The following is a 24555-nucleotide window of genomic DNA, read 5'->3' as shown; positions in this document are numbered from 1 at the left end:
CGTCACGCTGTGACGCACATCTACTGCTTCCACTGAGTGGAAACGAATAGTGCTTAGCGTCTCCCGGTCGAACCCGTCCTGACAGCGTCAGCGCAAGGCATGGCTGCCCAGCAGCGATTCCAGCGGGATGTGGGCGGTAGCCCGTTCGATGTGCGCCGAGACACCGCGCAGCACGGGAAGATGCCTGGTCATCGTGGCGGCCTGGGAGGTGAGCAGCACCAGCCCCAGGCCGGCACCAATCCTGCCGGTGTGGAAGACCGGCACGGCAATGGAGCAGGAGCCCAGCCGGACTTCCTCCAGCGTGGTGGCATAGCCCTGCTCGCGGATCTGATCCAGCTCCTCGGCCAACCGTCCGGGAACTATGTGGGTGTGGGCGGTTGGACGCTCCAGCTGCCGGTTCAGATAGGCGGTGCGGACCCATTCCTCCTCGTACGCCAGGATCACCTTCCCGACGGCGGTGGCGTGCATCGGCAACCGGCCGCCCACTCGAGAGGCTCGCGGGACGCGCTTGGTTCCGTAGATCCGCTCAATGTAGAGCACTTCGTGGCCTTCCCGGACGGCCAGCTGCGAGGTTTCACCGGTGAGTGAGAACAGATCCTGCACGAACGGCCGCGCGGCCTCGCGCAATTGGCGGCCGGCGTTCTGCGCCAGCTCCCACAGGCGGATGCCCAACTGATACCTGCCGTTGGCGCCCCGGGAAAGGAAGCCCCAGTCGGTCAGTTCGGCGACCAACCGGTGCGTGGTGCTGAGCGGCAGGCCCGAGCCTTCGGAAATCTGGGTCAGGCTGAGCGCGGTCCGGGACCGTTCGAAGGCTTCCAGAATGGCCAGCACACGGGACGTGACCGTACGCCCCGACTCGCGGCTACCGCCGGCCATAGCTGCCTCCCACATTCCGCAGGCGGACCCGCGGAGCCGGGCACCGCCGTCGTCATTCCCTCCGGGCTCCACCGCCGGCACCCTGACGGCAGCCGGCCGACACCGAGTCTAGCCCCCTGGCGGCTGCCGGCCGACACCGCGCCTAGCGGCCCAGCAGCACCTGGCGCTGCGGCCACAGCGTTGCCGATTCCAGCGCGGACAATGCCCGGGCCATCGCCTCGGCCTCCTTGGTGAACAGGTGGCCGAGCACGCGCTGGCTGCAGAGCCGCAAGGCCTGGCCGCGGTCCAGCCCGAACCATTCCATCACCGTATCGAGGCCGTGCGGGCTGAGCCGCCACGTCTTGTCCGCGTCCTTGACGATCGCATCTTCGATGGAGAGCGCTTCCTTGCGCGAATCGTGCCCGTCGATGATCTCCAGGATGCGCGGAATGAGCGCCGCCTCGTGCCCGGCATCCGCCAGGATCCCTGCCGCCAGCCGGGCACCTTCCTTCTCGTGCAGCAGCACCAGGTCGGGGCGGCCGCCACCCGGGGCAATGGCGGACAGCACCTCGTCCGGCGGCACCTGGGACCAGCCAATGTCATGCAGCATGATCGCCGGGAGGACGACGCCGGCATCGGCCTCCGGATGTGCGGCCAGCATGGCTTGGGCCAGGCCGAACGCGTACAGCGTATGGGCGTCGTTGTCCCGGACGCTCAGGAGCGGCGCGGCCTGCTCCCAAATCCGCGCCAGATGCTCATCCAACTGCACTACTCCGTCGGGTTCGGCCTCGATGGCGGCGGTGACGTCATGGCCGAACAGGTTTCCGGAAGGCTGCAGCTTGGTCATGCTCCACAGCATGCCGGGCCGGGCCACGCCGGGCAACCCGACGTTTCCGCTGGGCGGAAGGGGTGGGCGGGGGTTCCCGGTTGGCTGGGCGGCGGCGCGGCGGCGCGGCGGGGTGCTTGAAGGGGACGGCGGGCGGCGGGCCGCCCGGTTTCGCTCCCACGTATTGCGGACCCTCTCCGACATCGTCCCTAGTCAGGGCGGTTTAGGTCAGCTGAAACGTGGGACGTTAGTCCGATACATGGGAGCGAACGTGGCTGCACCGGCTCCGGCGTGCTCGGCGCCTCACGAATCCGGGCGGGGTGGCGCCCGAGGTGGACCTCGGCGCCTCACGAATCCGGGCGGGGTAGCGCCCGGGGTGGACCTCGGCGCCCGGGGTCCAAGCCGCGAGCCCCGCGCTACCCGGTATTCCGCAGGCCGGCGGCAATGCCGTTGACGGTGATCAGCATGGCCCGCTGCAGCGCCTCGTCCGGTTCCGAGGCCCGGATGCGCCGCAGCAATTCCACCTGCATGTAGGAAATGGGATCCAGGTACTGATCGCGGACGTCCAGCGAGCGCTGCAGCACCGGTTGGTTGTCCAGCAGTTGGTTTTCGCCCGTGAGCCGCCGGATTTCTGCCACCGTGAGTTCGTACTCGGCGCGGATGTCGTCAAACAGATGGCGTAGCTCGGCGGGAACCAACGTGGAGACATAATGGGCGGCGATGTCCAAGTCGGTCTTGGCCAGCGTCATTTCCACGTTCGAGATGAAGGACTGGAAGTAGTGCCAGTTGCTGATCATCTCGCGCAGCAGCGGCTGGAGACCGGCGGTCCGGGCGGCGCGCAGGCCACTGCCCACGCCGTACCAGCCGGGAACAATCTGCCTCGACTGGGTCCAGCCGAACACCCAGGTAATGGCCCGCAGCTTGCCAAACCCCGGCCCGGCAGCGGGGCCGGCTTCCGGACGGTCCGCCGGACGCGAACCGAATTTCACGGCGCTTAGCTGTTCCACCGGCGTCGAGGTCTGGAAATACTCCGGCAGATCCGGATGCTCCACCAGCGAACGGTAACGCTCATAGGCCGCGCCGGAGATCTCCTCCATGGCGGCGTGGTACCGGCCGCGCTCGGCCTCCGACGTCCTCGGTTCCTGATGCAGGGCCGACGCCTGCAGCACGGCCGCCAGTGCAAGCTCCAGGTTTTCCCGGGCCAGCTCCGGCAGCGTGTATTTGTCCGAAATGACTTCGCCCTGCTCGGTGAACTTGATCTCGCCGGCCAGCGCGCCGTTGGGCTGGGCGAGGATCGCGTCGTAGGTCGGGCCGCCGCCACGGCCCACCGATCCGCCGCGGCCGTGGAAGAAACGCAGCCGCACGCCGTGCCGGGCGGCCACATCCCGCAGCACCAGCTGGGCCTTATGGATCTCCCACTGGCTGGTGGCCACGCCGGCTTCCATGTTGGAGTCGGAGTAGCCGAACATGACTTCCTGCAGGTCCCCGCGCAGTTGCACGATCCGGCGGTACTGGGGATCCGACAATAGATCGTCCAGAATCTGCCCGCCGCTGCGCAGGGCCTCGACGCTTTCCAGCAGCGGCGCGAACCCGATCAGCGCCTTGGGATCGGCCCCGATCAGGTTTAGCAGGCCCGCCTCCCGCGCCAGCACCACCGCCGCCAGCACATCGTCGGCGCCGCGCACCCGGGACACGATGTACGTCTCCACCGCGTCCGGGCCGTACTGGCGCAATGCCTCGGCTATCGCGTGGAACACCTCCAGCGTGCGCGCCCGCTTCTTTTTCAACGACGACGGCGATGCCAGCGGCCCGGGCGAGAGCAGCAACGAGGAGAGCAGTTGCTGCCGCGGACCGGATGCCAGTTCCAGGTAGCTACCCGGCTCGCCTGCGTCCGCTGAGGCTTCCCCAGGTGCGAGCACCGTTGCCGCCCGAGCACCGGCCGGCGCCGCAGAGCCAACCGTGTTCGCCGTAGCCGCCGCCCCACCCACCGGTGCACCGGCCGGCACGCGTTCAACGGCAGGTTCGGCGTCGCGGGCCGCCAGCAGCGCCGCGACGGTTTTGTGGTGCTTGTCCGCGTTGTCCCTGAAGTCCAAGGTGGCCAAGTGCAGCCCGATGGTGGAAACCGCCCGGCGCACCGCGGCCAGCGAACCGTCGGCCACCAGCGACGCGGTATGCGCGCGCAGCGACTGCTCGATCAACGCCAGATCGGCCAGCACCTCCGCCGTCGAGTTGTAATCCCGTCCCGGCTCGTGCGGCAGTCGGCGCTGAATCCGGGCGCTGGTGTTGAGCAGTTTCGCCTTGATGCAGGTCAGCTTCAGCCGGTATGGCTCGTTCCGGTTCAGCTCGCGCACCCGCTGGTCCAGGCCCGGCAGGTTCGCCAGGTCCTCGGCCAGTGATTCGAGCAGCTCGCCGCTGGCGGCCACGATCGTCGTCGAGTTGGAGAGCACCGCGATCAGCGTGTCCACAAAGCCGATGTTGATCCGCACGGCGTGCTGGTTCTGCAGCTGGAACACCTCATGCGTCACGTCCACCGTCACATGCGGATTGCCGTCCCGGTCACCGCCGATCCACGAGCCGAAGCGCAGCGGGGCACCGTCGTCGGGCAGTGAAACGCCGTGTTCGGACAACAGCTCGGCCAGGTCTCCCATCAGCTCCGGCATGGTGTTGGTGAGGATGTTGCCCAAGTAGTAGGCCGCGTTGCGGGCTTCATCCACCGGGCTGGGCCGCGCATGCCGCAGCTCGTCGGTCTGCCACATCTGGTCGATGATTTCGGCCAGTCGCCGGTCCTGCCGCCGCCGCGCGGTGCTGCCCTCCGCCGTCGTTGTGGAGAGCAGGTCGGAAATGGCCCGCAGCTTGTCCAAAACGGTCCGGCGCGACGCCTCGGTGGGATGGGCAGTGAAGACCGGCCGGACGTCCAGTTGGTTGACCGCGCGCTGCAGCGCTTCCGGCCCGGCTTCATCGGCGATCTGCGCGACGGTCCGCAGCAGTTGGCCGTCTTCCTCGGGCCGGACGCGCAGTTGGCGCACGCGGTGCACCTGTTCGGCGGCGTTGGCCAGATGGAAGTAGAAGGCGAACGCCCGCACCAGATCGGTGGCTTCGCCGACGTGCAGGCCGGCGAGTAACTCGCGGACCTGGTCAATCACGTCGCGGGCGGTCCACGGGCCGGTCGCTTCGCCCTCGCCGCGGGCCGCTTCCTTGGACTCCTTGGTCAGCAGCCGCACCTGTTCCACCAGGGCCAGCAGGTCCGGCCCGTGTTGGCGCACCAGCGATTCGCCCAGCAGCGTGCTCACCCGGCGCACGTCGGCGCGCAGGCTCGCGTCGAGGTCCCGATCGCGGGCGGCGTGGGGCATGAGCCAGGTCCTTTCGCGTCCTACAGGGGCTGCCGGGGTGCCGGCACGGCGGATTCCGCAGCGTGGCGCGGCATCCCCTCCAGCGTACGACGGCGGCTATCCGGCCGGGTATGTCGCCTTCCGGCCCCGCTGGCTGAGGGCGGCCCGCCTCGTTTGGCCCTTTGGGCTCTGCCTCCTCCCAATCCAGCTGGCTGAGGTGGCCCGCTCATTTTGGCCCTTTGGGCCTGCCGCCCCGGTCCTGTCCGGCTTACTTCGGCGCCATCCGGATTGCACCGTCCAGCCGGATGGTCTCGCCGTTGAGCATGCTGTTGGCCACGATATGCGCGGCAAGTTCAGCGTATTCCGCGGGCCGGCCCAGCCGGGACGGGTGCGGCACCTGATGGCCCAGCGATTCCTGCGCCTGCCGCGGCAGCCCGGCCATCATCGGTGTCTCGAAGATACCGGGTGCAATGGTGACCACGCGGACCAGCGAGCGCGCCAGTTCCCGGGCCAGCGGCAGCGTCATTGCCGCCACCCCGCCCTTGGAAGCTGCGTAGGCCGGCTGACCAATCTGGCCGTCGAAGGCCGCTACCGAGGCCGTGTTGATGATGACTCCCCGCTCCGGCCCGCCGAGCTCGGTTTCCACCGGTTCAGTGGCTGCCATCGCGGCGGCCGCCAGCCGGATCACGTTGAACGTGCCGATGAGATTAATCTGGACCACCTTGCTGAACGCTTCCAGCGGCAGCACGCCGTCGCGCCCCAGCACCTTCCCCGGAGTGCCGACGCCGGCGCAGTTCACCAGGATGCGCAGCGGCCCTAGCGCCGTCGCCCGGTCCACCGCTGCCTGCACCTGGTCCTCGGCGGTCACGTCGGCGGGCGTAAACACGGCCCGCTCCCCCAGCTCTGCGGCGAACTCCTCGCCCTTCGAACCGGGCAGATCCACCAGCACCACCGACGCGCCGGCAGCATGCAGCCGTCGGGCCGTCGCAGCGCCCAGCCCCGATGCGCCGCCGGTAATCAGAGCTACAGCTCCGGAAGCCTTCACTGAATCCTCCTCATTCCCTGAACATGTTCGTCTTCACCGCCTGCAACGGCGGCACCGCACACCTCAGCCTAGTGTGGCGCCGCGCACACCACGGTCATCGGCGGGGCCCTCGGACAAAAAGGCCCGGCCTGCCCCACCGTTCTTCGGCCGTTAGGCTAGGTCCCATGCCGACCCTGCCCGGCGGCGGAGCCTTCCGCACGCCCAACCCCACGCTGGCGGCAGGCCGCGCGGACGAGGCAGCGATCGCCGTCGTCCGCCATTTCGGCCACCGCTTGCTGGGGCTGCCGTACACCCTGCTGGGTGCCGTCCGCCGGCCCTCGCCCGGCTGGACCGGGCCGTGGCACTACTGGTGGCAGGCGCATTTTCTGGACTGCCTGGTGGATGCCGGCTGGCGGGAGCTGCGCCGGGAACAGCATTACGACGGCGGCAGCGGCCCCAGTGCGGGACGCCTGGCTGCCCGGCTGCTGCGCACCGTCCGCTGGCGCAATGGCTTCCGCTTCACCAACTCCTACTTCGACGACATGGCCTGGCTGGCGCTGGCCAGCCAGCGGTTGGACGGCTTGGCCGCAGACGCGGACAAACCGCGCTTCCGGAACCGGGCCGCGGCCCGCCGGCTGCTGGCCCAGCTGGAATTGGCCCACACGCCGGACCTGGGCGGCGGGTTGTTCTGGAGCACCGACCGGGACTTCAAGAACACCCCGGCCACGGCTCCAGCCGCGCTCTATTTGGCCCGTTCCGGCGATACCGGCCAGGCCGCTCGGCTGCTGGATTGGCTGGATGCCGAGCTGTACGAACCGGAACGCCGGCTGTATCTGGACGGCGTGCGCATCGTCAGCGGGAAGCCCGTACTTGTTCCGGACATTTATACCTACAACCAAGGACCAGTGCTGGCGGCACTGCTGGCAGTGGGCCGGGACGCCGATCTGCAGCGCGCGGCCGAGCTGGTGCACGGGATCGCGGCCGGCCTGCTGCAGCAGCCCGAAGTCACCGAGGAAGAGGGCCGGAAACTGGTCCTGCGCACCCACGGGGCCGGCGACGGCGGGCTCTTCACCGGGATCTTGGCCCGCTACCTGGCCCTGGCGGCCCGGTCCGACCAGCTGCCCGGCGACGTGCGCGAACTGGCCGCGCGGATGGTCGCGGACACCGCGGCAGGCTTCTGGGCCGGACGGGCCATCGAGAACCACCGCAGCTGGGAAGTCCTGGTTTTCCCTTCAGACCCCGCGGCGTCCGCGGCTGGGAAGCCGCAGCCGGACACCGGTGTCGAACTTTCCACGCAATTGCAGGCGTGGATGACCTTGGAGGCAGCCGCCACGCTGGCCGGCTGAAGCGGCGGAAAGGTTGGCCGACCGAACCCGACAGCAGCCTGCCCGCCGACCGAATCCGGCCCAGTGGCTAGGACGGCCGCTTTTGCTGCGGGTACGGCGTTTCGTGCCGGGCCAGCATCTCCACGAAGTCGGCGATTCGGCGCTGCCGGGCGGCGTCGGTCTTCAGCTGGCCCAGCCGGTGAATCAGGGCAAAGCGGTTCTGCGAAGTCAGCACGTCGAACATCGCCTGAGCCTCCGGGACGGCGGCGATCGCCGCGGCCAGATCCGGGGGAACCTGGGCCGTGGCCGGTCCCGCGTAGGCCTTGTCCCAGCGGCCATCGGCCTGCGCTGCGGCCACCGCCGCCCGGCCGGCGTCGTGCATCTTGCCTGCCTGCTCCAACCTTTCGATATAGGCGACGTTGCGCTGCGACCAGATGCTGCGCTTGCCGCGCGGAGTGAACCGCTGGAAAACGCTTTCGGCGTCACGGCGTCGTGCCTGGCCGTCGATCCAGCCGAAGCACAGGGCCTCTTCGAGGGCACCGGCGTAGTCCAGTTCGGTCACCGAGCCGCCCTTCTTGTGCAGGATGAGCCAGACGCCGGCCGACGCGGCATGATGTTCTTCCAGCCAGACCCGCCAGGCGGGGGCATCGGGCAACAGCAATTCGGGAAGTTCCGCAGGCATGCCCTTATGCCAGCACGGGGGGGCCGCGCCGTCTAGTAGTTTCGGAAGTATCTTGGTTGCTGACCTGAAGGAGACTGCCGTGCTGCGCGTGCGCCCCGTTGTGTTCACGTCCCGGATCGAGCCGTGGCGGAAGCTGCTGACCGCGGCCGGCTTGGTCTGCGCGGCCGACCACGACGGGGACTGGCTGGAATTTGATGCCGCCTCAGGCCGGGTGGGGCTGCACCGGGTCGTTGCCGGTGATCGCGCTGATGGCCGCGTGCAGCTGGGCTTCGAGGTCCGGGATCTGGACGAATTTGCCCGCCGCACCGCAGCCGACGGCACCCAGGTGGCGATCGAGAACGCGGACCACGGCCGCGCCGCCAGGGTCACGGCGCCGTCGGGCTTCAGCTTCCTGGCCGAACCTGCGTCGCCGTTTTTCGGCCACCACCCCGGGCCCGACCAGCCGGACCCTGCGCTGGCCGTGATGCCCGCCTGGGTGACGCCGGATGTCCCGGGCGCTGATGCCACCCTCCGCGGGATCGGCGCGCACCCCCGGTTCGGCGAGGCCGGTGAATGGGCGGACTTCGCGGCAAAGAACGGCGGGCTGGTCGGTGTGCGGCACGGCGCAACGGATCATTTGGAACTGACCTTTGAGTACGACGACGACCTGACCGCCCTGCGGGACCGCCTCACCGCGGCGGGGATCGCCTGCTCCCCCGCGGAGGAAGCTGTCGGGGAGAGCCTGCTGGTGGAGCATCCGGACGGTGCGGAGCTGTCAGCTTCAAGGCCGGTGGGTGCGGAGCTGGCCGCGGTGGAGCCGGGCGCAGGGCAGGCCGGTGCGCTGGCCGCTGTGGAGCCGGGCGCAGGGCAAGCCGCTGCAAGGCAGCTGCGTTTCACGGTGCGGCCAGACGCGCCAGCCGGATCCGCAGACGCCGACTGACTCGCGCGGGGCCGGGCTGTCACGTTGGAGGTGGCGACCGGGGCGCCAGGGCTGCGGGGACCGGCGTGGGGCCGGAGGGTCGTGCTTCCGTGGTGGGCCCTGGCTGCAACGCCCTCGGCAGCCACGGGCTGACCGCCCCGCCTTGTGCACATGGTACAACGGGCCGGACGCGCCGTTCCGGGCGGCTGGCGTGACTGGCATCGCAGCCGTGCTGTAGAACAAGTACATGAGCGTACGCACCCCCGACCCGTATCCCGGCTGGCTTTCCAACGAGGATTTGCACGAGGCCCGGCAACGTCTGCCCATGCTCTACGTGGAAGCGGTGCCGGTTCGGCTGGATTCGCTGGGATACGTGACGGAGATCGGCCTGCTGCTGCAGGCCTCCGATGAAGGCGAGATGGTGCGGACCTTCGTTTCCGGACGAGTAATGTACCGCGAAACGGTCCGCGCTGCACTGCTGCGCCACTTGGAAAAGGACCTCGGGCCGCTGGCCTTTCCGCAACTGCCGGCCAGCCCGGTGCCGTTTACGGTGGCGGAGTACTTCCCGTCGCCGTCCGAGACTGGGCTGACCGATGACCGGCAGCACGCCGTGGCGTTGGCCTACGTCATCCCGGTCACCGGCGAATGCAATCCCCGCCAGGATGCACTGGAGCTGAGCTGGATGACTCCGGAGGATGCCCTCAGTCCGGCGGTCCAGTCGGAGTTCGTCGGCGGCCGCGGCAATCTCTTGCGCCAGGCGCTGGCCCATGCGGGATGGTGCCGCTGACCGCCGGTCCAACAACACGCTGTCCCGCACACCGCTACCTAACCTGCGCCGTGCATTGACCGGGCACGAGCGAAGCCGGCCGAGACCAACGGTGTTGATCCGGCGTCGTCCTATCTGGGCAGCGTCCACGTATACATCTGGGCGGCCAAGTCCCGGGACTGCTCTTGATGCTCGTCCTGGCACCGCAGCCGCTTCAGTGTGACCGGCCGCTGGCTGCGCCGGTTGGCGAGATCCGTCAGGATCATGCCCGCGAGGCGCAGCAGAATGGTCAGGCGGCTCTCGCGGCGGAACTGTTCGGAATGAACGGGCACGTGCGTCGGCACATGGCCGGTGCGGGCCTCAGGGGCAAGGATGATGCTCATGGCAGGGATCAACTTTCACAGAACGTAGGGGCTGTGCGTTGGTGCTCCCCGAACGCCTAGCGAAGATGCAGTCCCGGGAGTTTTTCGATATCTCGATGCTATCGAGCATCGCGGTCACGTTCGGTCCGCGTTTCTGCTCCGGATCCTGGTCAATTTTGGCCAGCACTATCGTCCGGGGCAGGCGCGCGCAAATCCGCCGCGGCCTGGGGCGCGACTGTTGGCGTGTACAGCCGGCCCCCGCTGATGATGTGCGCGGCTCGCCCCCGCTGGTGCCTGGCGCGGTCGGCCCCGCGTGTCGTGTGTTCAGGATGCGCCACATTCACTGGTGATTGATCAGAGTCTCTGATGCGTGACCGCGCAGGATCCCTGCGGCCCGGTCCACGGGATCGGAGCAGCGCCAGTTTTGCTTACCAAACGAGAGGCAATGTGGCGCATCCTGTACGTGCATCCTCCGACGCGCGCTCAACCGGCCGTGGCCGCTCGTGGTCAGCAACTCTTCACTCTCACAGAGGCTCCTGTACTACCAAGGCCTCTGGCACCCGACTGGCGACTGGCGACTGCCGACTTATTGGACCCCTTACTGACGGGTAGCTGCAGGCGGGCCCGCAGCAGGCGTGCGCTGGCGACTCGGCTGCTGGCGGGCCCACCGCTGACTGGCGCTGCTGGCGAGCCGGTGACTGCCCCCGACCCGGGCGCCCGGCGTCCGGCGCTCCGCGCTCGTCAGTGAGACCCCGCTCACGATCTATCGTTTCATCACGACGGCGCGATGGACTCCTCCGCGGGCCTCCCGCCCGAAAGGTAACGATTTCATATACTGTTCTGAGGATCGCGAGCGTGACTAAGGATTTACCCATGACGGAACAACAGGCCGAGACATTCATCCACCATGTCAAAGCTGAAAGCGTAGGCGCCGGCGCCCGGTTCCTGACGCGCTCCGGTGAGCACTCCGCGCCCGTGGCGGACACCGCCGTCGTACCCGATGATTTCGGCACTCCGGCAGTGGTGGTGGCCACGCTCGAAGACGGCAGCCGCGTGCGTATTGCCCACGGATCGCGCATCCGCATTGCTTCCTCACGCCGACCTGCCCAGCTGCCTGGCGCGCTGGCGCAGGACGACCTGGAGCTGATTCCCGCGGAAGAAGGCACCCCGGAAGCCGTGGTGGTGCATGTGGCCCGGGCGCACGGCCGCCACGCCGGCGTGCAGCGGCTGGCCGCCCGCCTCAGTCGCGGCCTGAACACCAAGGCCGGCAGCCATCTGCAGGACGTGCGGGACCTCGCGCACACCCTGCTGGTGGAACTGGACGACCGCGAACGCGCGCTGACGGTGTGCCGGCTGATCATCGACCAGCCCTTCGACGGCAACTTCGGCCGGTGGAAATGGATCGAGTCTTCGCTGGCCATGGCCGCCTACATCTTGCGCGAATCTGGCACCGAAGAGGACAGCGCGGAAGCCCTGCAGTTGGCCGAGGCGCTGCGCGCACCGGACGACGCCGACGAGGATCCCTTCCGGGCGAAGATCAACGCAGAGGTCCGGCAGCGCCAGCTGAACGAACCGAACCTCTATGACAAGGAAATCCACCGGGCGATGGCTGCCGCCGACCGCACGGCTGAGCGGGAGTGGCGCGAACTGCGGCTGACCGCGCTGTTGTACCTGCGCACGCACGGCGGGTCGGAGACCTTGGAACCGGTGGAACTCGACCGCCGGATCAGCAACGAGTTGGTGGCCATCCGCGCCCTGGACCTCCAGCAGCGGAACGCCTAAGCCCCGGCCGGGACTCTGGTCAGTCACTGCGGCCCGGGAGTAGAGTCGGCCGCATGACGGAGAGCGGAGCAACAGAACCCGGTTCACTCAGCGTCCACATCAACGCGGATGCCCGCCAGGTATGGACCATGCTGCGCGAGCCCAGACGCATCGCGCAGTGGCACGGCTGGGACATGACCGGACTGGACGAGGAGATCCGCGAGATCTACTTCAGCGACGCAACCGAAGCGGAAGACCACAAACGGCTCACCATGGGCGATAGCGATGCCTTCGTCCTGGAGCCAGTAGGCGACGGCGTGCGGCTCACCCTTCAGCGCGGCCCGGAGTCCGGCGGAAAGTCCGACGAATGGTGGGAGGACATCACCGAAGGCTGGCTGAGCTTCTTGCAGCAGTTGCGGTTCGCCTTGGAACGGCACCCCAATGACCCCCGCCAGACCACCTACCTCGGCGCGGACTCCATCCCGGCGGACGGGCTGCTCTCCAGCCTTGGCTTGGACAACCTGCCGACGGCGGGTGAAACGTACACTGCTTCCCTTGCCACCGGGGAGGAGATCTCCGGAAAGGTGTGGTTCCGCTCGGAGCGCCAGCTGGGGTTGACCGTTGATTCGTATGCTGACCGTGGCGGCGGCCTGCTGATCGTCGCCGAAACCCCGTCGCATCCGGACGGCAGGCCCGAGGGCGGCAGCCAGGTACTGATCAGCTGCTATGGTCTCGGTGCCAAGCGGTTGGCCGAGATTCGGGACGGCTGGGAGTCCTGGCGCAACAGCGCCCTGCCCGGCGCGGACCCGCTGGTGCTCGGCAGCACCGCCGGACCCGGTTCCGACTAGGCAACCAGCCCTCGCCGACTGTCTCCTCCGAAGGGGAACCGCCCGCGTCAGTCCCCGTCCTGCCGCCGTCGCTGGTAGCGGCGCCGGTTCTTCTCGCGAATGGTCCGCTGGTGCATGAGAAACACCAGGCTGATCCCCACCAGTGCACCGATGGCGGTCTGCAGCGCCCTGTCCACCATGAGTTCCCGCGGATCGGTGGGGGCGGCAAGCTCGGTCATGATCAGGGCCAGTGGCGTGATGAAGATCAGCGCCAGCGCGTAATGCCGCAGCACGAACATTTCCGCGCTGAACTGCAGGACAATCACCATCAGGACCAGAACCCAGGGCTCCGGACGCGGGGCCAGCAACAGCCCGGCTACCACCACGCCAGCAAAGGTCCCCAAGATGCGGTGCACACCCTTTTTCACCCGTTGGGCAAGGCTGGGTCCCGCAATCGGCGCCACAGCAGCCACCATCGCCCAGTAGTTGTGGCCCAGTCCCACCACAGTGGCGAGGGTTCCGGCGGTCAGGGCCGCCAGCGCGTTGGCGCCGGCCTCGACGCGGAATTCGCGCCAGTGTTCGTGGGTGAACTGAGGCCGGGGCGGCGCTGCCATCGAGGTGCGCCAGGCCGGCACCAGCCGGCTGCTGATCCCGATCAGCATGGCCAGCACCACACTTGCCAAACCGGTCAGCATGGCCTGCCACAGCGGTGCGGTCAGCGAGATGGAACCAATGGCTGCATAGCCAAACGTAAAGAAAATGACGCCCGCTGGACGGAGCTGGAAATAGTTGACCGCCAGCGACCACAGGCCAGCCACCACGGTGGTGCCGAAGACAATCCCCCAAGGTCCCGCGTCGGCCATGGCAGTGAGGGCGCCCATGAACATGACCAGCATGATCAACACCCCGAACTCACCCTGGTGCCGCAGCCTGGCTCCGTGAGCCTCGCCTCGCCCATAGATGCCGGTGAAGGCGCCGAAGGCGGCGAAAATCATCAAGTCAAAGCGGCCCATGGCCAACAGGGCGAGCAGCGGCAGACCTACGCTGATGCCGCAGCGGGTGGCCACGATATGGTCCTGGCGCGCCGGACCTACACGGAAGAATTCGCGTACGTACTGCGTCGCCATGCTGCCCACCTTTCGCTTGCCACACTATCCACGTGGCCTCGTCTCCATCACCCGCCGGCACCGAATAGTTCCCGAAGGCCCACGTTCCACCGGCGACTGGTCCGTCGAGGACTCAGCTATCGCGGGGATAGGGCGGCCCGCAGCCACCCCGGGCCAAGCCTGCGCGGTAGCCACTACACTCCCCGCCGCCTCGGAAGTGCCGGAGGCAAAGGTACGGGAGGCTGCGTGCAGGCTGGGCGACCAACGGAGTGACGCGGGTCGGCCACCTCCTCCTCCAGCCTAATTCGCTTGCCTGAGGCAACCAGCATTCTGTGAGCGTTTTCGCAGACCTCGGTGAGGGCTTGGACAGAAGAGTGTTCGCCATGCCACACGCCACGAGGCTGGGGCCGGCCACTCCCGCACCCACGCACCCTGCACGCACGGAGTAAGGCAAAATGGTGGGGTGCCCCAGTCTGATTTTTCCTTCCGCGTCGGCAACCGCCTTGCCAACACCGCCAGCCCCTCCGCCGACCGGATAGCTGAGAACGGGGGCGGATTCCAGGGCCGCACCGGCACCATCACCACCCCGCACGGCGAGATTCAGACGCCGGCGTTCATCGCCGTCGGCACCAAAGCCACGGTCAAAGCAGTACTGCCCGAATCCATGAAGGAGCTAGGCGCACAGGCGCTGCTGGCCAACGCCTACCACCTGTACCTGCAGCCCGGTGCAGCGGTGCTGGATGCGGCCGGCGGCCTGGGCAAATTCATGAACTGGGACGGACCCACGTTCACCGACTCCGGCGGCTTCCAGGTGATGAGCCTGGGCTCCGGATTCAAGAAGGTCATCAACATGGACGCCGCCGCCGCGAACACCGGCTCGGACGACCAAGTGGCCCCGGGCAAGGAACGATTGGCCCATGTGGACGACGACGGGGTCTGGTTCAAGTCGCACCTCAACGGCGACAAACACCGCTTCACGCCGGAGATCTCCATGCAGGTCCAGCACCAACTGGGCGCAGACATCATGTTTGCCTTCGACGAGTTGACCACGCTGATGAACTCGCGCGGCTATCAGGAGGAGTCGCTGGAGCGCACCCGGCTGTGGGCCGAACGCTGCGTGACGGAACACGAGCGGCTCACCGAGGAGCGCTCGCACCGGCCCTACCAGGCACTGTTCGGCGTGATTCAGGGCGCCCAGTACGAGGACCTGCGGCGCAAGGCCTGCCGGGATCTGGGAGCCATGAACTTCGACGGCTTTGGCATCGGCGGTGCGCTGGAAAAGGAGAACCTGGGCACCATCGTGCGCTGGTGCACTGAAGAGCTACCCGAGGACAAGCCCCGCCACCTGCTGGGCATCTCCGAACCGGACGACATTTTCACCGCCATCGAGAACGGCGCGGACACCTTCGACTGCGTTTCCCCGACGCGCGTGGCCCGCAACTCGGCGTTCTACACCCCGGATGGCCGCAAGAACCTGTCCAACCGCCGGTTCAAGCTGGACTTTACGCCTCTGGTGGACGGCTGTGATTGCTACACCTGCGCCAACTACACCCGCGCCTACATCCACCACTTGTTCAAGGCGAACGAGATGGTCAGTCACACACTGATTTCCATCCACAACGAGCGCTTCACGGTCAAGCTGGTCGACGACGCCCGGCTGGCCATCGACGACGGCTCCTTCTTCGACTTCAAGGCAGAGGTGCTGGGCCGCTACTACGCCTGACCACCCGGGCAACTCGCCCGCACGCGGAAGGCCGCCGTCGTATCCAATGATCACGACGGCGGCCTTCCGCAGTAGGTGCCTCGCCTCCGTTAGGCGGCCAGCACGACGTCGGCCCGCTCGCCCTGCGGTTCGGGTGCCAGAATCGTGAGCCGACATTCGGCCTGCAGCGGGTCGGCGTATTCGGGCAGGAATCCGGATACTGCGCAGGCCTGCAGGTGCCAGAGGACGGCTGCGTCCACGGAGGCATGCTTCAGATCGATGGCCACCTCCAGGCCAGGTGCCAGGGAGTTTGCGCGCTGGGCCAGCGAATAGACTGCCAGCACGTTCCGCTCGTCGACCTGTCCGCGCACGTCAATGTGCGCCGATGAGCACTCCAAGTCGACCCGGACGGTGACCTTGAGTTTGCCGCTCATCGAGCTGCCGCCGGGGCCGCCGCCGAGGTGCGGATGGCGCTGGCCGGGACACGGCGCCGGCGACGTGCGGCACGGGCCTTGCCTTCCAGTGCCCAGGACTTGTGGAATCGGCTGCGCTGTTCCCGAGGAACCAACTGCAGGAACACCGGATGGGCGAACACCTGCTGCCTGGCCTCCTGGCAGAAGGGCAGGACGCGCAGGCGGCGGCGGTGCGCCTCGGCCAGCGCCCGGCGAACCAGGGGCTCGCCGAGTCCGAGGCCACGGTGCCAACGGTCTTCTTCGATCTCGAGGAGCCACATTTCGCCGTCTTGGATCTTGTACTTCAGCGACGCCGCCACTTCACCATCAACGTAGGCATCGAAGCGTGATGCGCCGTAGTTGTCGCGTATTACCTGCATGCCTTCTCCTCATCCATGCGCAGCTTGGGGCGGCACTGATTCGGCCGCCCGACTTGCTGCGAAACCATGGTTCCGGTGGGCCGGAACCAAAACACTAATCATGCTTACGATGTAAGCAAAGCATGCTTAGTATCATTCTGCAAAGTCGGAGCATGAATTTCAGTTGGCTAGCAGGGGAAATCTAGGTTGTGCGGCGAATCGGCCCTCAGTTGAGCTGGCTGTCCAGCCGGTCCAGCAGGGAATCAAGCGCAGTGTCGAATTCCTGCTTGGAGTGGTCTTCCGACAGCAGGCCTTGCAGTTCCTGCAGCAGGGGGTAGTCGGTCAGGTCAGCTTGCCGGGAGGGCGAATGGCCGGTGTCCTCGACCGGGCCGATATCGGCACCGAGGGCAGCAACCTCCAGCAGAAGGTGGCCGATCAGGAAGCTGCTGAACGCCCGGTACGCCTCAACGGCATTCTCGTTGCTGAACCCGGCGTTGGTCATCGCCCTCAGGAACGACTCCACCCAGCGCAGGCTCCGCAGCGGCGGGCGCACCCACGGCGCTTCGGTGGGTCGGGTGGCAATCAATGGGAACACCTGGGGGTGTTTCATCGCCAGGCGGCGCAGCCCGTGCGCCAGTCTGAGGAGGTAGTCCTGCCAACCGTAGCGCGGCTCCACGTAGACTTCCGGATCGCTGTACAGCTCGTCGACCACGGACTCCACGATGCCGTCAAGCAGGTCCTCCCGCGACGGCACGTAGCGGTAGAGCGACATGGCTTCGACATCCAGTTCGGCACCCAGGCGCCGCATGCTCAGTTGGCGGACGCCGTGCTGTTCGATAAAGACCTTCCCGGCCTCCAGAATCCGCTGCCGGTCCAGACGCAGCCGGTCGCCGCCGGGTTGATCTTCGCCTGTGGGTGTAGGCGTTCCGGAATCGGCCATGATCGCTCCCTCCTGCGATTGCGCACCAGCCTACGCGCCGGGGTTCCACCTGTCCCCCCTCCGCCCACGGCAGGAGGGCCGTCCGCCGGCCCGAATCCGGCACCGAAAGTGCGTAATTTCCTCTGAAGGACGCGGATTTTTGCGCTCTCGGAGAAGGTTGGGAAAATTCCCGGTAAAGAGCCCCCTCAGGGATGCCAAGCGCGCAGCTTACACTGTAAGCTGGCGAATCCGGGACTCGTTCTTTCAACCGAAGGAGAGGTCCGGCTACGGCAGAGGGACTTTCGTTCTGGCCAGATAGGAAGTTAGCACCATGGAAGAGCATCTGAAGGACGTTTGGACCGCTTCGGCAGCAGTCGAGGGGTTGCAGGTGGAGTTGGACCAAGCCGAAACGACCCTTGATGCGGCCATTGATGTAGCCCTGAAGGCTGGGGCCGCGCCGGAGGAAATCCTTGTCACGGCGAATCTGTCCCCGTCAGAACTCAGCGAACGCGTCCCCGCGCTGGCCCTCCCCGATCAGGCTGCGGAGGAATCCGACGCCAGCGCGCTGTAGGACGGCTCGCGCCTCTTGACCCAGCCGATGACCGCCGTGGTCACGGGGACGAAGAGGAACTCCACCAAGGTCTTGTAGACGAACCCGACCAGTACGTAGTTGACGAACGTCGGGAAGTCGCTGATGCCGATGATGGAAGCCGCGATCGAGCAGAAGATCAGGGTGTCGGCGAATTCCCCCACCCCGGTGGAGCCCATCAGACGCGCCCACAAGCGGCGTTCGCCCCAACGCTCCTTCATCCGCACCAGCACCCAGGAATTCAGCGTCTGCCCCACCAGGAAGCCCAACAGGCTCGCAAGGACGATCAGCGGGACAGGCCCGAGCGCGCCCTCCAGCGCCTGCTGCTTCATCCGGCCGAAGTCGTCGTCGAAGCCGGGTAGTCCGATGATGACCCAGTAGCAGAGCGAGGCGAAGACGGACAGCGCGAAGGTGGTGATGATGGCCTTGCGTGCCACCTTGAAGCCGTAGACTTCGCTGATCACGTCGCCCAGGATGTACGCCAGCGGGAAGAGGAAAAATCCGCCGTCGGTAACAATCGGCCCGAGGACCACGCCCTTGGCGGCGCCGATATTGGACAGGATCAGGACCACGGCCATGACGGCAAGCATGATGCCAAAGTAAGGGCTGCCGATTGAGGCGAAGCGGGCAGGCGTGCGGGATTGCAGTTCAGTCATTGTGGTGGTTCACCCTTGTAGAAGTGGTTCGCGCAACGCCTCGCACCGTTTGATGCCTGATGAAGCGTCCGCTGTATTAGCACTAATGGGTCCGTCTGCCACCCGGACCGCCATCCATTCTCCCATGGCCCGGCCGATCCGTGCCGCCGCACCTATTCTTGCTATATGAGCCAGGAACCGGAGCTCGACGAATTCGAGCGCTACAACCCTCGCCACCGGGTGACGTTCGGGTTCGGGGCCTTTGTGGTCGGTTTCCTGGTGGCCATTACGGCTTTCGCCTTGGGCGCCCTGCTGCTGACCCTGGCCGGTGGCCCGGTCAACGGCCACCAGTTGGCGTCGGCTGCGCTCCTGGCACTGGTCGTCGGACTGTATGCCGGCGGGGTGGGGCTGGTTGTCGGCGCGCCCATCGCGTTTGTGCTGGGTCTGTTGCTGCGGCCGGTTGCCAACCAGTGGCTGCACGTACTGGCATTCTTCCTGGTGATGACCACCGCCTCGTTCCTGATTCTGGTTTCGCTCTCCAGCGGCGACCCGCTCGGCACACTGGAACTGGCTGCGTTGATCGGACTGGCCGCCGCGATCGGCCGTCTCAGTGTGTGGAGAATGATGGATATCCGCTGAGCGGACCCGGCCCCGCGGGCCGCCGCACGTTCGCCCCGCCGGCCGCCGCACGTTCGCCCTCAGGTGAGCACCGCCGTCGTCATTAGGAACCGGAGGGTGGCGGGTGGAAAATGGGCGCATGTCTGTTTCCACCACCGAAACCACCCCGCCCGCCATCACTCTGACCATCGCCGGCTCGGAGGCCACCGGCGGCGCAGGCGCGCAGGCCGACCTGAAGACCTTCCAGGCACTGGGCACCTACGGCATCACCGCACTGACCTGCATCGTGTCCTTCGACCCGAAGGACAACTGGAACCACCGCTTTGTCCCGGTGGACGCCGGCGTCATCGCCGACCAGTTGGAGGCCATCCAGACCTGCTACGAAGGCTCGCTGAAGACGGTCAAGCTGGGCATGCTCGGCTCGCCGCTGACGATTGACACGGTTGCTGCAGCGCTGAAGAACCAGCAGTGGGACCACGTAGTGCTGGACCCGGTGCTCATCTGCAAGGGACAGGAACCGGGCCACGCGCTGGACACCGACCAGGCGCTCAAGGCCCAGATGCTGCCGCTGGCCACCTTCGTCACGCCGAACCACTTCGAAGCCGAGTCCCTGTCCGGCATCACCATCAACGACGTCGAGGACCTGAAGGCAGCCGCGAAAATCATCCACGATGCTTCCGGCGCGGCCGTGCTGGCCAAGGGCGGCGTGCGGCTGGCGGGCGCGGATGCGGTGGACGTGTTCTACGACGGCGACACGTTGGAGGTGCTGTCCGCGCCGAAGGTCGGCGACGTGGCAGTCTCCGGCGCCGGCTGCTCCTTGGCCGCCGCGGTGACCGCCGAACTGGCCAAGGGCGCCACCCCGCTGCAGGCCGCCAAGACCGCGAAGGCCTTCGTTACCCAGGGCATCAAGGCCCGGGTTTCCTCCAACGCCCCGTTCGACGCCCTGTGGCAGGGTGGGGCAAAGCTCTCCTGACCCGACCCACCTGCAGGAACGGCGGCGCCCCGGATTTTTGGGACGCCGCCGTTGTTGCCAGCAAAGTCATCCGCCCATCGCCGACCTGCCATTACGCGCGGTGTTTCCCGTCGCCCCAGAGCAAGTCCCGCGGCATTTTCTCCGCGCCGGCGACCCCATCCAAGAGCCCGGGATCGATGGGCTGACCTCTGCGGAGCACACTGATCTGCCCGGTGGATTCGAGTACCACGCAGGCGACTTCGGATGGGTGCCGGATGCCGGCCAGCCGTAGTTTGGCCCGCACTTCTTCTTCCACCACATGGGATCGGGCCAGATTGTCCGGCTGCATCTCTTGCCCGGCCATCAGCAGCACAGGACGGTTGTTGACCAACTGGGCTCCCCGCCGCAGCCGGCGGATCTGGCCGGTGATCGTCTGCAGGGCCAGCAAGGTGATCAGCCCCAGCAGGCCCGCAGCGAGCGTTGGCGTGTAACCGAGGATGGCCCTGCCGATCACGGCGCCCAGCGCGATGATGGCGGCCAAGTCGAAGCTGGACATGGTGGCGAGCGTGCGTTGGCCCAGGACACGGATCACCAGCAGTACCGCCGTGTAGAGGGTTATCGCGGAGATGACGACCCGGATGGCGTCAGCCCACGTGAGTCCGTATTCGTGCCACATCGGGGCCTCCTCAATCGTTCCGGCCGGCTACCATCAGCGAAACCATGGCAGGTAGTGGAGGCCGCCGGCTGACCCGGGCTACAGCTTAAATGCCCGACGGCGGTGCCCACCATGGGAGGCTCGCAAGCCTCGTGGGGTGGGCACCGCCGTCGTCAGCGGTTCAGGTGAGAATCAGACCGTCTGGACTGCGATCTCGGCGTCCAAGCGCGGCAGACGCGGGAACCACGGGTTCTCACCCGGGGTGCCGACATTGACCACCATGAAGGTGCGGTTGGCGGTGCCGGCGTTGAAGTCCTCGTCGATACCGGCGGCGTCGAAGGCGCCCATCGGGCCGGCGTGCAGACCCACGGCGCGGACAGCCATAATGAAGAATCCGGCCTGCAGCCAGGCGTTGTTCTTGGCAACCTCGGCGCGCATTTCGGCGTTGCCGTCGAACATTTCCTTGCGCTCCGGAGCGTGCGGGAAGAACGTCCCGAAGTGCTCATGCCAGTCGGTGTCGTAGCTGAGTACGGCGACCATCGGAGCGGACTCGGTCTTGGCGCGGTTGCCTTCGGCCATGCGGCCGGCGAGCTTGGCGCGGGCCTCCGCGGAACGGACCCAGGTGATGCGCAACGGCTGGTTGTTCATCATGGTGGGGCCCATCTTGGCCAGCTCGTAGATGGCGGCGAGCTGCTCGTCCGAGACCGGCTCGGTGGAGAAGGTGTTCGCGGTGCGAGCCTCCAGGAACAGGTGGTCTGCGGCCTCGCGGTCCACGGACAGCTGGTTCTGCAGATTGACGTCAGCGGTATCGACGCTCATGGGACTCCTCAAGTTGGGGTGTGGTGTCTGCATGGTTCAACGCCGCCGCCCCGCGCCGGAATTTCTCCCGGCGGGGTGAGCTTCGCTACATGGAGGTGGGGCCGCGATCCCTGGTCCAAAGATTGCCGCCGACGGCCAGCGCTGGTAGACAAACACGGTGACCGAAACTGCTGCCCCGGCCGGGCGTCCCCTGTGGTGGGGACTTCTTCTGGTGATTGGCGGCTGGGCCGCGCTGGGCTTCCCTATGTTCTGGGCGCTGCTGGTGATGTACATCGGGTTCACCGGCTGTCTGCTGGAGTGTGCCGCGCCGGACCCTGCCTCCGGATTCTTCGGCCTGGCTGCCCTGTTGATCATGATCGCCGCCCCGGTTTTGGCCGCCATTGCTCTGGTCCGGCGCAGCCGGGCGTGGTGGATCGCGACGGCATGCCTGTTGGCCCTGATTCTGGTGCCGCTGGCCTACGGCACGGTGATCGGGTCGTTCTGAACAACAGAACTGAGCGAGCGCACGACGGCGGGTAAGCACCGCCGTCGTGCCTGTCGCTGAAGGTCTTTGGCACGTCTTCCTCGCGCGCTGCATTCTCGATCGCAACGGTCTGGCGGCCCCCGGTTTCACGCGCCAGTGGCCGTGCGCGTTACCCGCGGCCGGACCTGCACGCGCGCCGCCGGCCCGTGGAAAGCGCGGCCGCCCGCCACTAGGGTGGACCGAAACAGGAAGTAGCAGGAAGGTAGTACCCCTTGGGCAAGAACATGCAGGCGATGACGTACTCCCGTTACGGCGGCCCGGAAGTGTTGGAGCAGTCAGAGGTGCCGCGCCCGAAGGTGGCCCCGGGAACGGTGCTCATCCGCGTGAAGGCCGCCAGCGTCAACCCGGTGGACTGGAAGGTCATGTCCGGCGGCTTGGACGGGATGCTGGACGTTCACTTCCCTGTGATCCCCGGGTGGGACGTTGCCGGCGTCGTGGAGCAGGTCGGGCCCGACACCCCGGAGTTCTCGCCCGGCGATGAGGTCTACGCCTACGGCCGCCGGGATACGGTGGCGGGCGGCACGTACGCCGAGTTTGTGGCCTTGCCGGTTTCCATGGTGACGAGCAAGCCCCAATCGTTGAGCTGGGAACAAGCCGCCGGGCTGCCGCTCACGGGCATGGTGGCCCAGCGGACCCTGGATGCCTTGGCCCCGTCAAGCGGTGAATCCCTGCTGATCCACAACGGAGCCGGCGGCGTCGGGCGCATCGCCATCCAGCTCGCCGTCGAGCGCGGCCTGCGCGTCCTCGCCACGGCGTCGGAGAAACACCATCAGCGGCTGCGGGAACTCGGTGCCGAGCCGCTGGAATACGGCGACGGCTTGGTGCACCGGGTGCGCGAACTGGCGCCGCAGGGCGTAGATGTAGTGGCGGACTTTGTCGGCGGCGTCTTGCAGGACACCCAGGCCGTGCTGCGGAATGGTGGACGGCACGCTTCCATCGCCGACCCCGCCGTGACAGAGCATGGCGGCCGCTTCATCTGGGTGCGTCCGGACGGATCAGAGCTCGCCCGGCTGAGTGAATTGGCCGACGCCGGCAAGCTCACCGTGGATATCGACCGCGCGTTTCCGATGGACCAGGCCGCGGATGCCATCCGGCACAGTCAGGAAGGCCGTGTCTCCGGGAAGATTGTGCTGACGCCGTTCGAGGAGCAGGCCGGGTAGGCGGCGGCAGGCCGGTTAGGCGGCGGCAGGCCGGTTAGGCGGCCGGAAGCCGGTTAGGCGGCGGGAGGCCGGAGCAGCAGAGGCAACGGGAGCAGCGGAGGGACAGCCAAGCCGCGAAGGCAAGCCGGACATAGGGAGCAAGGGGCGGGGTCAGAGATGGCGGAGAAGTTTTCGAATGTCGACGATTACATCGCGTCCTTCCCGGAAGATGTGCAGGACATCCTTCAGGAAGTGCGGCGGATCATTCACAACGCCATCCCGGGAGCCGGCGAACAGATCAGCTACGCCATTCCAGCCATCATGTTCGAGGGTCACTATCTGGTCTACTTCGCGGGCTGGAAGCATCATGTCTCGCTCTACCCGCTGCCTGAAGCGGATGCAGCTCTGAAGCACGACATGGAACCCTACGTCGCGGCCAAGGGGACCCTGAAGTTCCCGCTGGGCAAGCCGATTCCGTATGAGCTGATCGCGCGGGTGGTCAAAGCCCTGGCCCGCCAGCGCGGCCACGATGCCACGGACGCCTGACTGCGAGCATCCGTAAACGAGAGCCTGACGATCTCCCGTTGCCCAAGGCCAGGTCGGCTTTCCGGTCCCAGCCTCCCGACCCGGCCTCCGGTCCCAGCCTTGCGGACCCGGCCCCGACCCGGCCTCCGGTCCCAGCCTTGCGGGCCCGGCCCCGGCCCGGCCCCAACCTCGCGAAACGCGGGCCCGAAAGGGCTAGTCCTTCTTGTCGCCCGCGGCCTTCGGCTGTAGTTCGGCGAGCAATTCCTTGAGCCGCTCGTCGGTCAGATAGGTCATGCCGGTGAGGACGTCCGTGATCCGGCGCCGGTCCGCAGGCTTGAACCGCGTGCTGTCCAGGATGTCGGAGACCCACAGCCCGTCCATGGCCAGCCGGACGATGATCCCGAGAATGCCCACCGGCTCACGCGGATCCAGGTCCTGCCGGTCCAACCGCTGGTTCAGGTAGATCAGCGATTCGGCCAGGTTCGGCTGCCGGATGGCCGTGGACAGCAAGCCGGCCTGGTTGCGGTCCGTGTTGGCCCGTGCATCGGAGAACGCCGCGATGTAGGCCCGTTCCTCCGCACCCAGCGGCTCCGGATCGGCGTCGGCCCGCTCGCCCAGTTCGTGGACCAAGTCCATGATGATGGATTCGACATCGCGCTCGACCTCGTCGATCGGCGCCCCAGGTTCAAACATGCTGCCCTCCTGTGGTTCCCGGCGGGTTTGCCGCCCCAGCCAGTCTAACCACAGCCCGCCACGCCGCAGTTTGCTCCTCGTTTCCACGCCGGCGGACGCCTCCGGGACCGGATTCGAGTCAACTATTACGGCGCCGGCTGCTCTCTTACGTGCCGCACGTCACCTTATTTCCCGCCGCAGATAGTCTGTACAGGCAACTAATGGACCGGGGCCG

The 24555-nt window shown here is 67.1% G+C and carries 26 protein-coding genes; 12 read left to right on the top strand and 14 right to left on the bottom strand.

The window, feature by feature from the left end; translation table 11 throughout:
- Positions 1-87: 87 nt before the first annotated feature.
- The 4 genes from ACMX2H_RS12270 to ACMX2H_RS12255 form a co-directional block, all read right to left on the bottom strand.
- A complete protein-coding gene (locus tag ACMX2H_RS12270) occupies positions 88-876 on the bottom strand; it encodes an IclR family transcriptional regulator (RefSeq protein WP_414960768.1) in 789 nt (262 codons plus the stop codon).
- A gap of 142 nt (positions 877-1018) precedes the next feature.
- Positions 1019-1702, bottom strand: a complete 684-nt coding sequence (locus ACMX2H_RS12265) for an HD domain-containing protein (protein WP_414960767.1) — start codon at positions 1700-1702, stop codon at positions 1019-1021.
- A 395-nt stretch (positions 1703-2097) separates the two neighbouring features.
- Positions 2098-5031, bottom strand: a complete 2934-nt coding sequence (locus ACMX2H_RS12260) for a phosphoenolpyruvate carboxylase (RefSeq protein WP_414960766.1) — start codon at positions 5029-5031, stop codon at positions 2098-2100.
- Positions 5032-5278: 247 nt separating this feature from the next.
- Positions 5279-6055 carry an SDR family NAD(P)-dependent oxidoreductase gene (locus ACMX2H_RS12255; protein ID WP_414960765.1) on the bottom strand — a complete coding sequence of 259 codons (777 nt, stop codon included), beginning with the start codon at positions 6053-6055 and terminating at the stop codon, positions 5279-5281.
- A gap of 164 nt (positions 6056-6219) precedes the next feature.
- Here ACMX2H_RS12255 and ACMX2H_RS12250 point away from each other — a divergent pair, with 164 nt between their 5' ends.
- Positions 6220-7380 (top strand): glycoside hydrolase family 76 protein, encoded by a 1161-nt coding sequence (locus ACMX2H_RS12250; RefSeq protein WP_414960764.1) that lies wholly within the window; start codon positions 6220-6222, stop codon positions 7378-7380.
- Between the two features lie 67 nt (positions 7381-7447).
- Here the strand turns inward: ACMX2H_RS12250 and ACMX2H_RS12245 are convergent, their stop codons facing one another.
- Complete coding sequence (locus tag ACMX2H_RS12245; protein WP_414960763.1) at positions 7448-8041, bottom strand: YdeI/OmpD-associated family protein; 594 nt, start codon at positions 8039-8041, stop codon at positions 7448-7450.
- Between the two features lie 79 nt (positions 8042-8120).
- Here ACMX2H_RS12245 and ACMX2H_RS12240 point away from each other — a divergent pair, with 79 nt between their 5' ends.
- Entirely contained in the window at positions 8121-8960 is an 840-nt protein-coding gene (locus ACMX2H_RS12240; protein ID WP_414960762.1) for a VOC family protein, read from the top strand.
- Between the two features lie 226 nt (positions 8961-9186).
- Positions 9187-9726: an NUDIX hydrolase family protein gene (locus ACMX2H_RS12235; RefSeq protein ID WP_136787048.1), complete on the top strand. Its 540-nt coding sequence runs from the start codon at positions 9187-9189 to the stop codon at positions 9724-9726.
- 110 nt (positions 9727-9836) lie between these two features.
- Here ACMX2H_RS12235 and ACMX2H_RS12230 read toward each other — a convergent pair whose 3' ends face one another.
- On the bottom strand, positions 9837-10088 hold the full coding sequence (locus ACMX2H_RS12230; RefSeq protein ID WP_414960761.1) for a hypothetical protein: 252 nt from the start codon (positions 10086-10088) through the stop codon (positions 9837-9839).
- Positions 10089-10940: 852 nt separating this feature from the next.
- On the opposite strand from ACMX2H_RS12230, the gene ACMX2H_RS12225 reads away from it, so the two are divergent.
- Both ACMX2H_RS12225 and ACMX2H_RS12220 read left to right on the top strand, forming a co-directional pair.
- Complete coding sequence (locus tag ACMX2H_RS12225) at positions 10941-11849, top strand: DUF6707 family protein (RefSeq protein WP_414960760.1); 909 nt, start codon at positions 10941-10943, stop codon at positions 11847-11849.
- 53 nt (positions 11850-11902) lie between these two features.
- Positions 11903-12676, top strand: a complete 774-nt coding sequence (locus tag ACMX2H_RS12220; protein ID WP_414960759.1) for an SRPBCC family protein — start codon at positions 11903-11905, stop codon at positions 12674-12676.
- A gap of 47 nt (positions 12677-12723) precedes the next feature.
- Here the strand turns inward: ACMX2H_RS12220 and ACMX2H_RS12215 are convergent, their stop codons facing one another.
- Positions 12724-13782, bottom strand: coding sequence for an FUSC family protein (locus ACMX2H_RS12215; protein ID WP_414960758.1), 1059 nt, complete (start codon positions 13780-13782; stop codon positions 12724-12726).
- A gap of 442 nt (positions 13783-14224) precedes the next feature.
- On the opposite strand from ACMX2H_RS12215, the gene tgt reads away from it, so the two are divergent.
- Positions 14225-15484, top strand: coding sequence for a tRNA guanosine(34) transglycosylase Tgt (tgt, locus tag ACMX2H_RS12210; RefSeq protein ID WP_414960757.1), 1260 nt, complete (start codon positions 14225-14227; stop codon positions 15482-15484).
- An 89-nt stretch (positions 15485-15573) separates the two neighbouring features.
- On the opposite strand, the gene ACMX2H_RS12205 is transcribed toward tgt, so the two are convergent.
- From ACMX2H_RS12205 to ACMX2H_RS12195, 3 genes are all read right to left on the bottom strand, one after another.
- The gene (locus ACMX2H_RS12205) at positions 15574-15897 is read right to left on the bottom strand and encodes a hypothetical protein (RefSeq protein ID WP_414960756.1); all 324 of its coding nucleotides are present in this window, start codon (positions 15895-15897) and stop codon (positions 15574-15576) included.
- Complete coding sequence (locus tag ACMX2H_RS12200; RefSeq protein WP_414960755.1) at positions 15894-16295, bottom strand: GNAT family N-acetyltransferase; 402 nt, start codon at positions 16293-16295, stop codon at positions 15894-15896. The genes ACMX2H_RS12205 and ACMX2H_RS12200 overlap by 4 nt, the downstream gene beginning before the upstream one ends.
- Before the next feature lie 205 nt (positions 16296-16500).
- Positions 16501-17214, bottom strand: a complete 714-nt coding sequence (locus ACMX2H_RS12195) for a TetR/AcrR family transcriptional regulator C-terminal domain-containing protein (RefSeq protein ID WP_414960754.1) — start codon at positions 17212-17214, stop codon at positions 16501-16503.
- Between the two features lie 310 nt (positions 17215-17524).
- Here ACMX2H_RS12195 and ACMX2H_RS12190 point away from each other — a divergent pair, with 310 nt between their 5' ends.
- Entirely contained in the window at positions 17525-17764 is a 240-nt protein-coding gene (locus tag ACMX2H_RS12190) for a hypothetical protein (RefSeq protein WP_414960753.1), read from the top strand.
- Here ACMX2H_RS12190 and ACMX2H_RS12185 read toward each other — a convergent pair.
- Positions 17728-18438, bottom strand: coding sequence for a queuosine precursor transporter (locus ACMX2H_RS12185; protein WP_136787038.1), 711 nt, complete (start codon positions 18436-18438; stop codon positions 17728-17730). The two genes, ACMX2H_RS12190 and ACMX2H_RS12185, sit on opposite strands and share 37 nt — an antisense overlap.
- Positions 18439-18603: 165 nt before the next feature.
- Between ACMX2H_RS12185 and ACMX2H_RS12180 the strand changes: the two genes are divergently transcribed.
- The gene (locus tag ACMX2H_RS12180; RefSeq protein WP_414960752.1) at positions 18604-19056 is read left to right on the top strand and encodes a hypothetical protein; all 453 of its coding nucleotides are present in this window, start codon (positions 18604-18606) and stop codon (positions 19054-19056) included.
- Between the two features lie 118 nt (positions 19057-19174).
- Positions 19175-20008, top strand: coding sequence for a hydroxymethylpyrimidine/phosphomethylpyrimidine kinase (locus ACMX2H_RS12175; RefSeq protein ID WP_414960751.1), 834 nt, complete (start codon positions 19175-19177; stop codon positions 20006-20008).
- Between the two features lie 91 nt (positions 20009-20099).
- Here ACMX2H_RS12175 and ACMX2H_RS12170 read toward each other — a convergent pair whose 3' ends face one another.
- Together ACMX2H_RS12170 and ACMX2H_RS12165 are read right to left on the bottom strand one after the other, a co-directional pair.
- Positions 20100-20663: a DUF421 domain-containing protein gene (locus ACMX2H_RS12170; RefSeq protein ID WP_414960750.1), complete on the bottom strand. Its 564-nt coding sequence runs from the start codon at positions 20661-20663 to the stop codon at positions 20100-20102.
- A gap of 171 nt (positions 20664-20834) precedes the next feature.
- Positions 20835-21461 (bottom strand): malonic semialdehyde reductase, encoded by a 627-nt coding sequence (locus ACMX2H_RS12165; RefSeq protein WP_414960749.1) that lies wholly within the window; start codon positions 21459-21461, stop codon positions 20835-20837.
- A gap of 157 nt (positions 21462-21618) precedes the next feature.
- Between ACMX2H_RS12165 and ACMX2H_RS12160 the strand changes: the two genes are divergently transcribed.
- From ACMX2H_RS12160 to ACMX2H_RS12150, 3 genes are all read left to right on the top strand, one after another.
- Complete coding sequence (locus ACMX2H_RS12160) at positions 21619-21945, top strand: hypothetical protein (RefSeq protein ID WP_414960748.1); 327 nt, start codon at positions 21619-21621, stop codon at positions 21943-21945.
- A gap of 263 nt (positions 21946-22208) precedes the next feature.
- Positions 22209-23144, top strand: a complete 936-nt coding sequence (locus ACMX2H_RS12155) for an NADP-dependent oxidoreductase (RefSeq protein WP_414960775.1) — start codon at positions 22209-22211, stop codon at positions 23142-23144.
- 156 nt (positions 23145-23300) lie between these two features.
- Positions 23301-23669: an iron chaperone gene (locus ACMX2H_RS12150; RefSeq protein WP_414960747.1), complete on the top strand. Its 369-nt coding sequence runs from the start codon at positions 23301-23303 to the stop codon at positions 23667-23669.
- Positions 23670-23861: 192 nt separating this feature from the next.
- Here the strand turns inward: ACMX2H_RS12150 and ACMX2H_RS12145 are convergent, their stop codons facing one another.
- On the bottom strand, positions 23862-24341 hold the full coding sequence (locus ACMX2H_RS12145; RefSeq protein ID WP_414960746.1) for a TetR family transcriptional regulator: 480 nt from the start codon (positions 24339-24341) through the stop codon (positions 23862-23864).
- Between the last annotated feature and the right edge of the window lie 214 nt (positions 24342-24555).

The sequence above is a fragment of the Arthrobacter sulfonylureivorans genome (assembly GCF_047607445.1).
GTDB classification, from domain to species: domain Bacteria; phylum Actinomycetota; class Actinomycetes; order Actinomycetales; family Micrococcaceae; genus Crystallibacter; species Crystallibacter sulfonylureivorans_A.
Note: the sequence above shows the minus strand (reverse complement) of the source record. Positions and strands in the feature narration are given on the sequence as shown.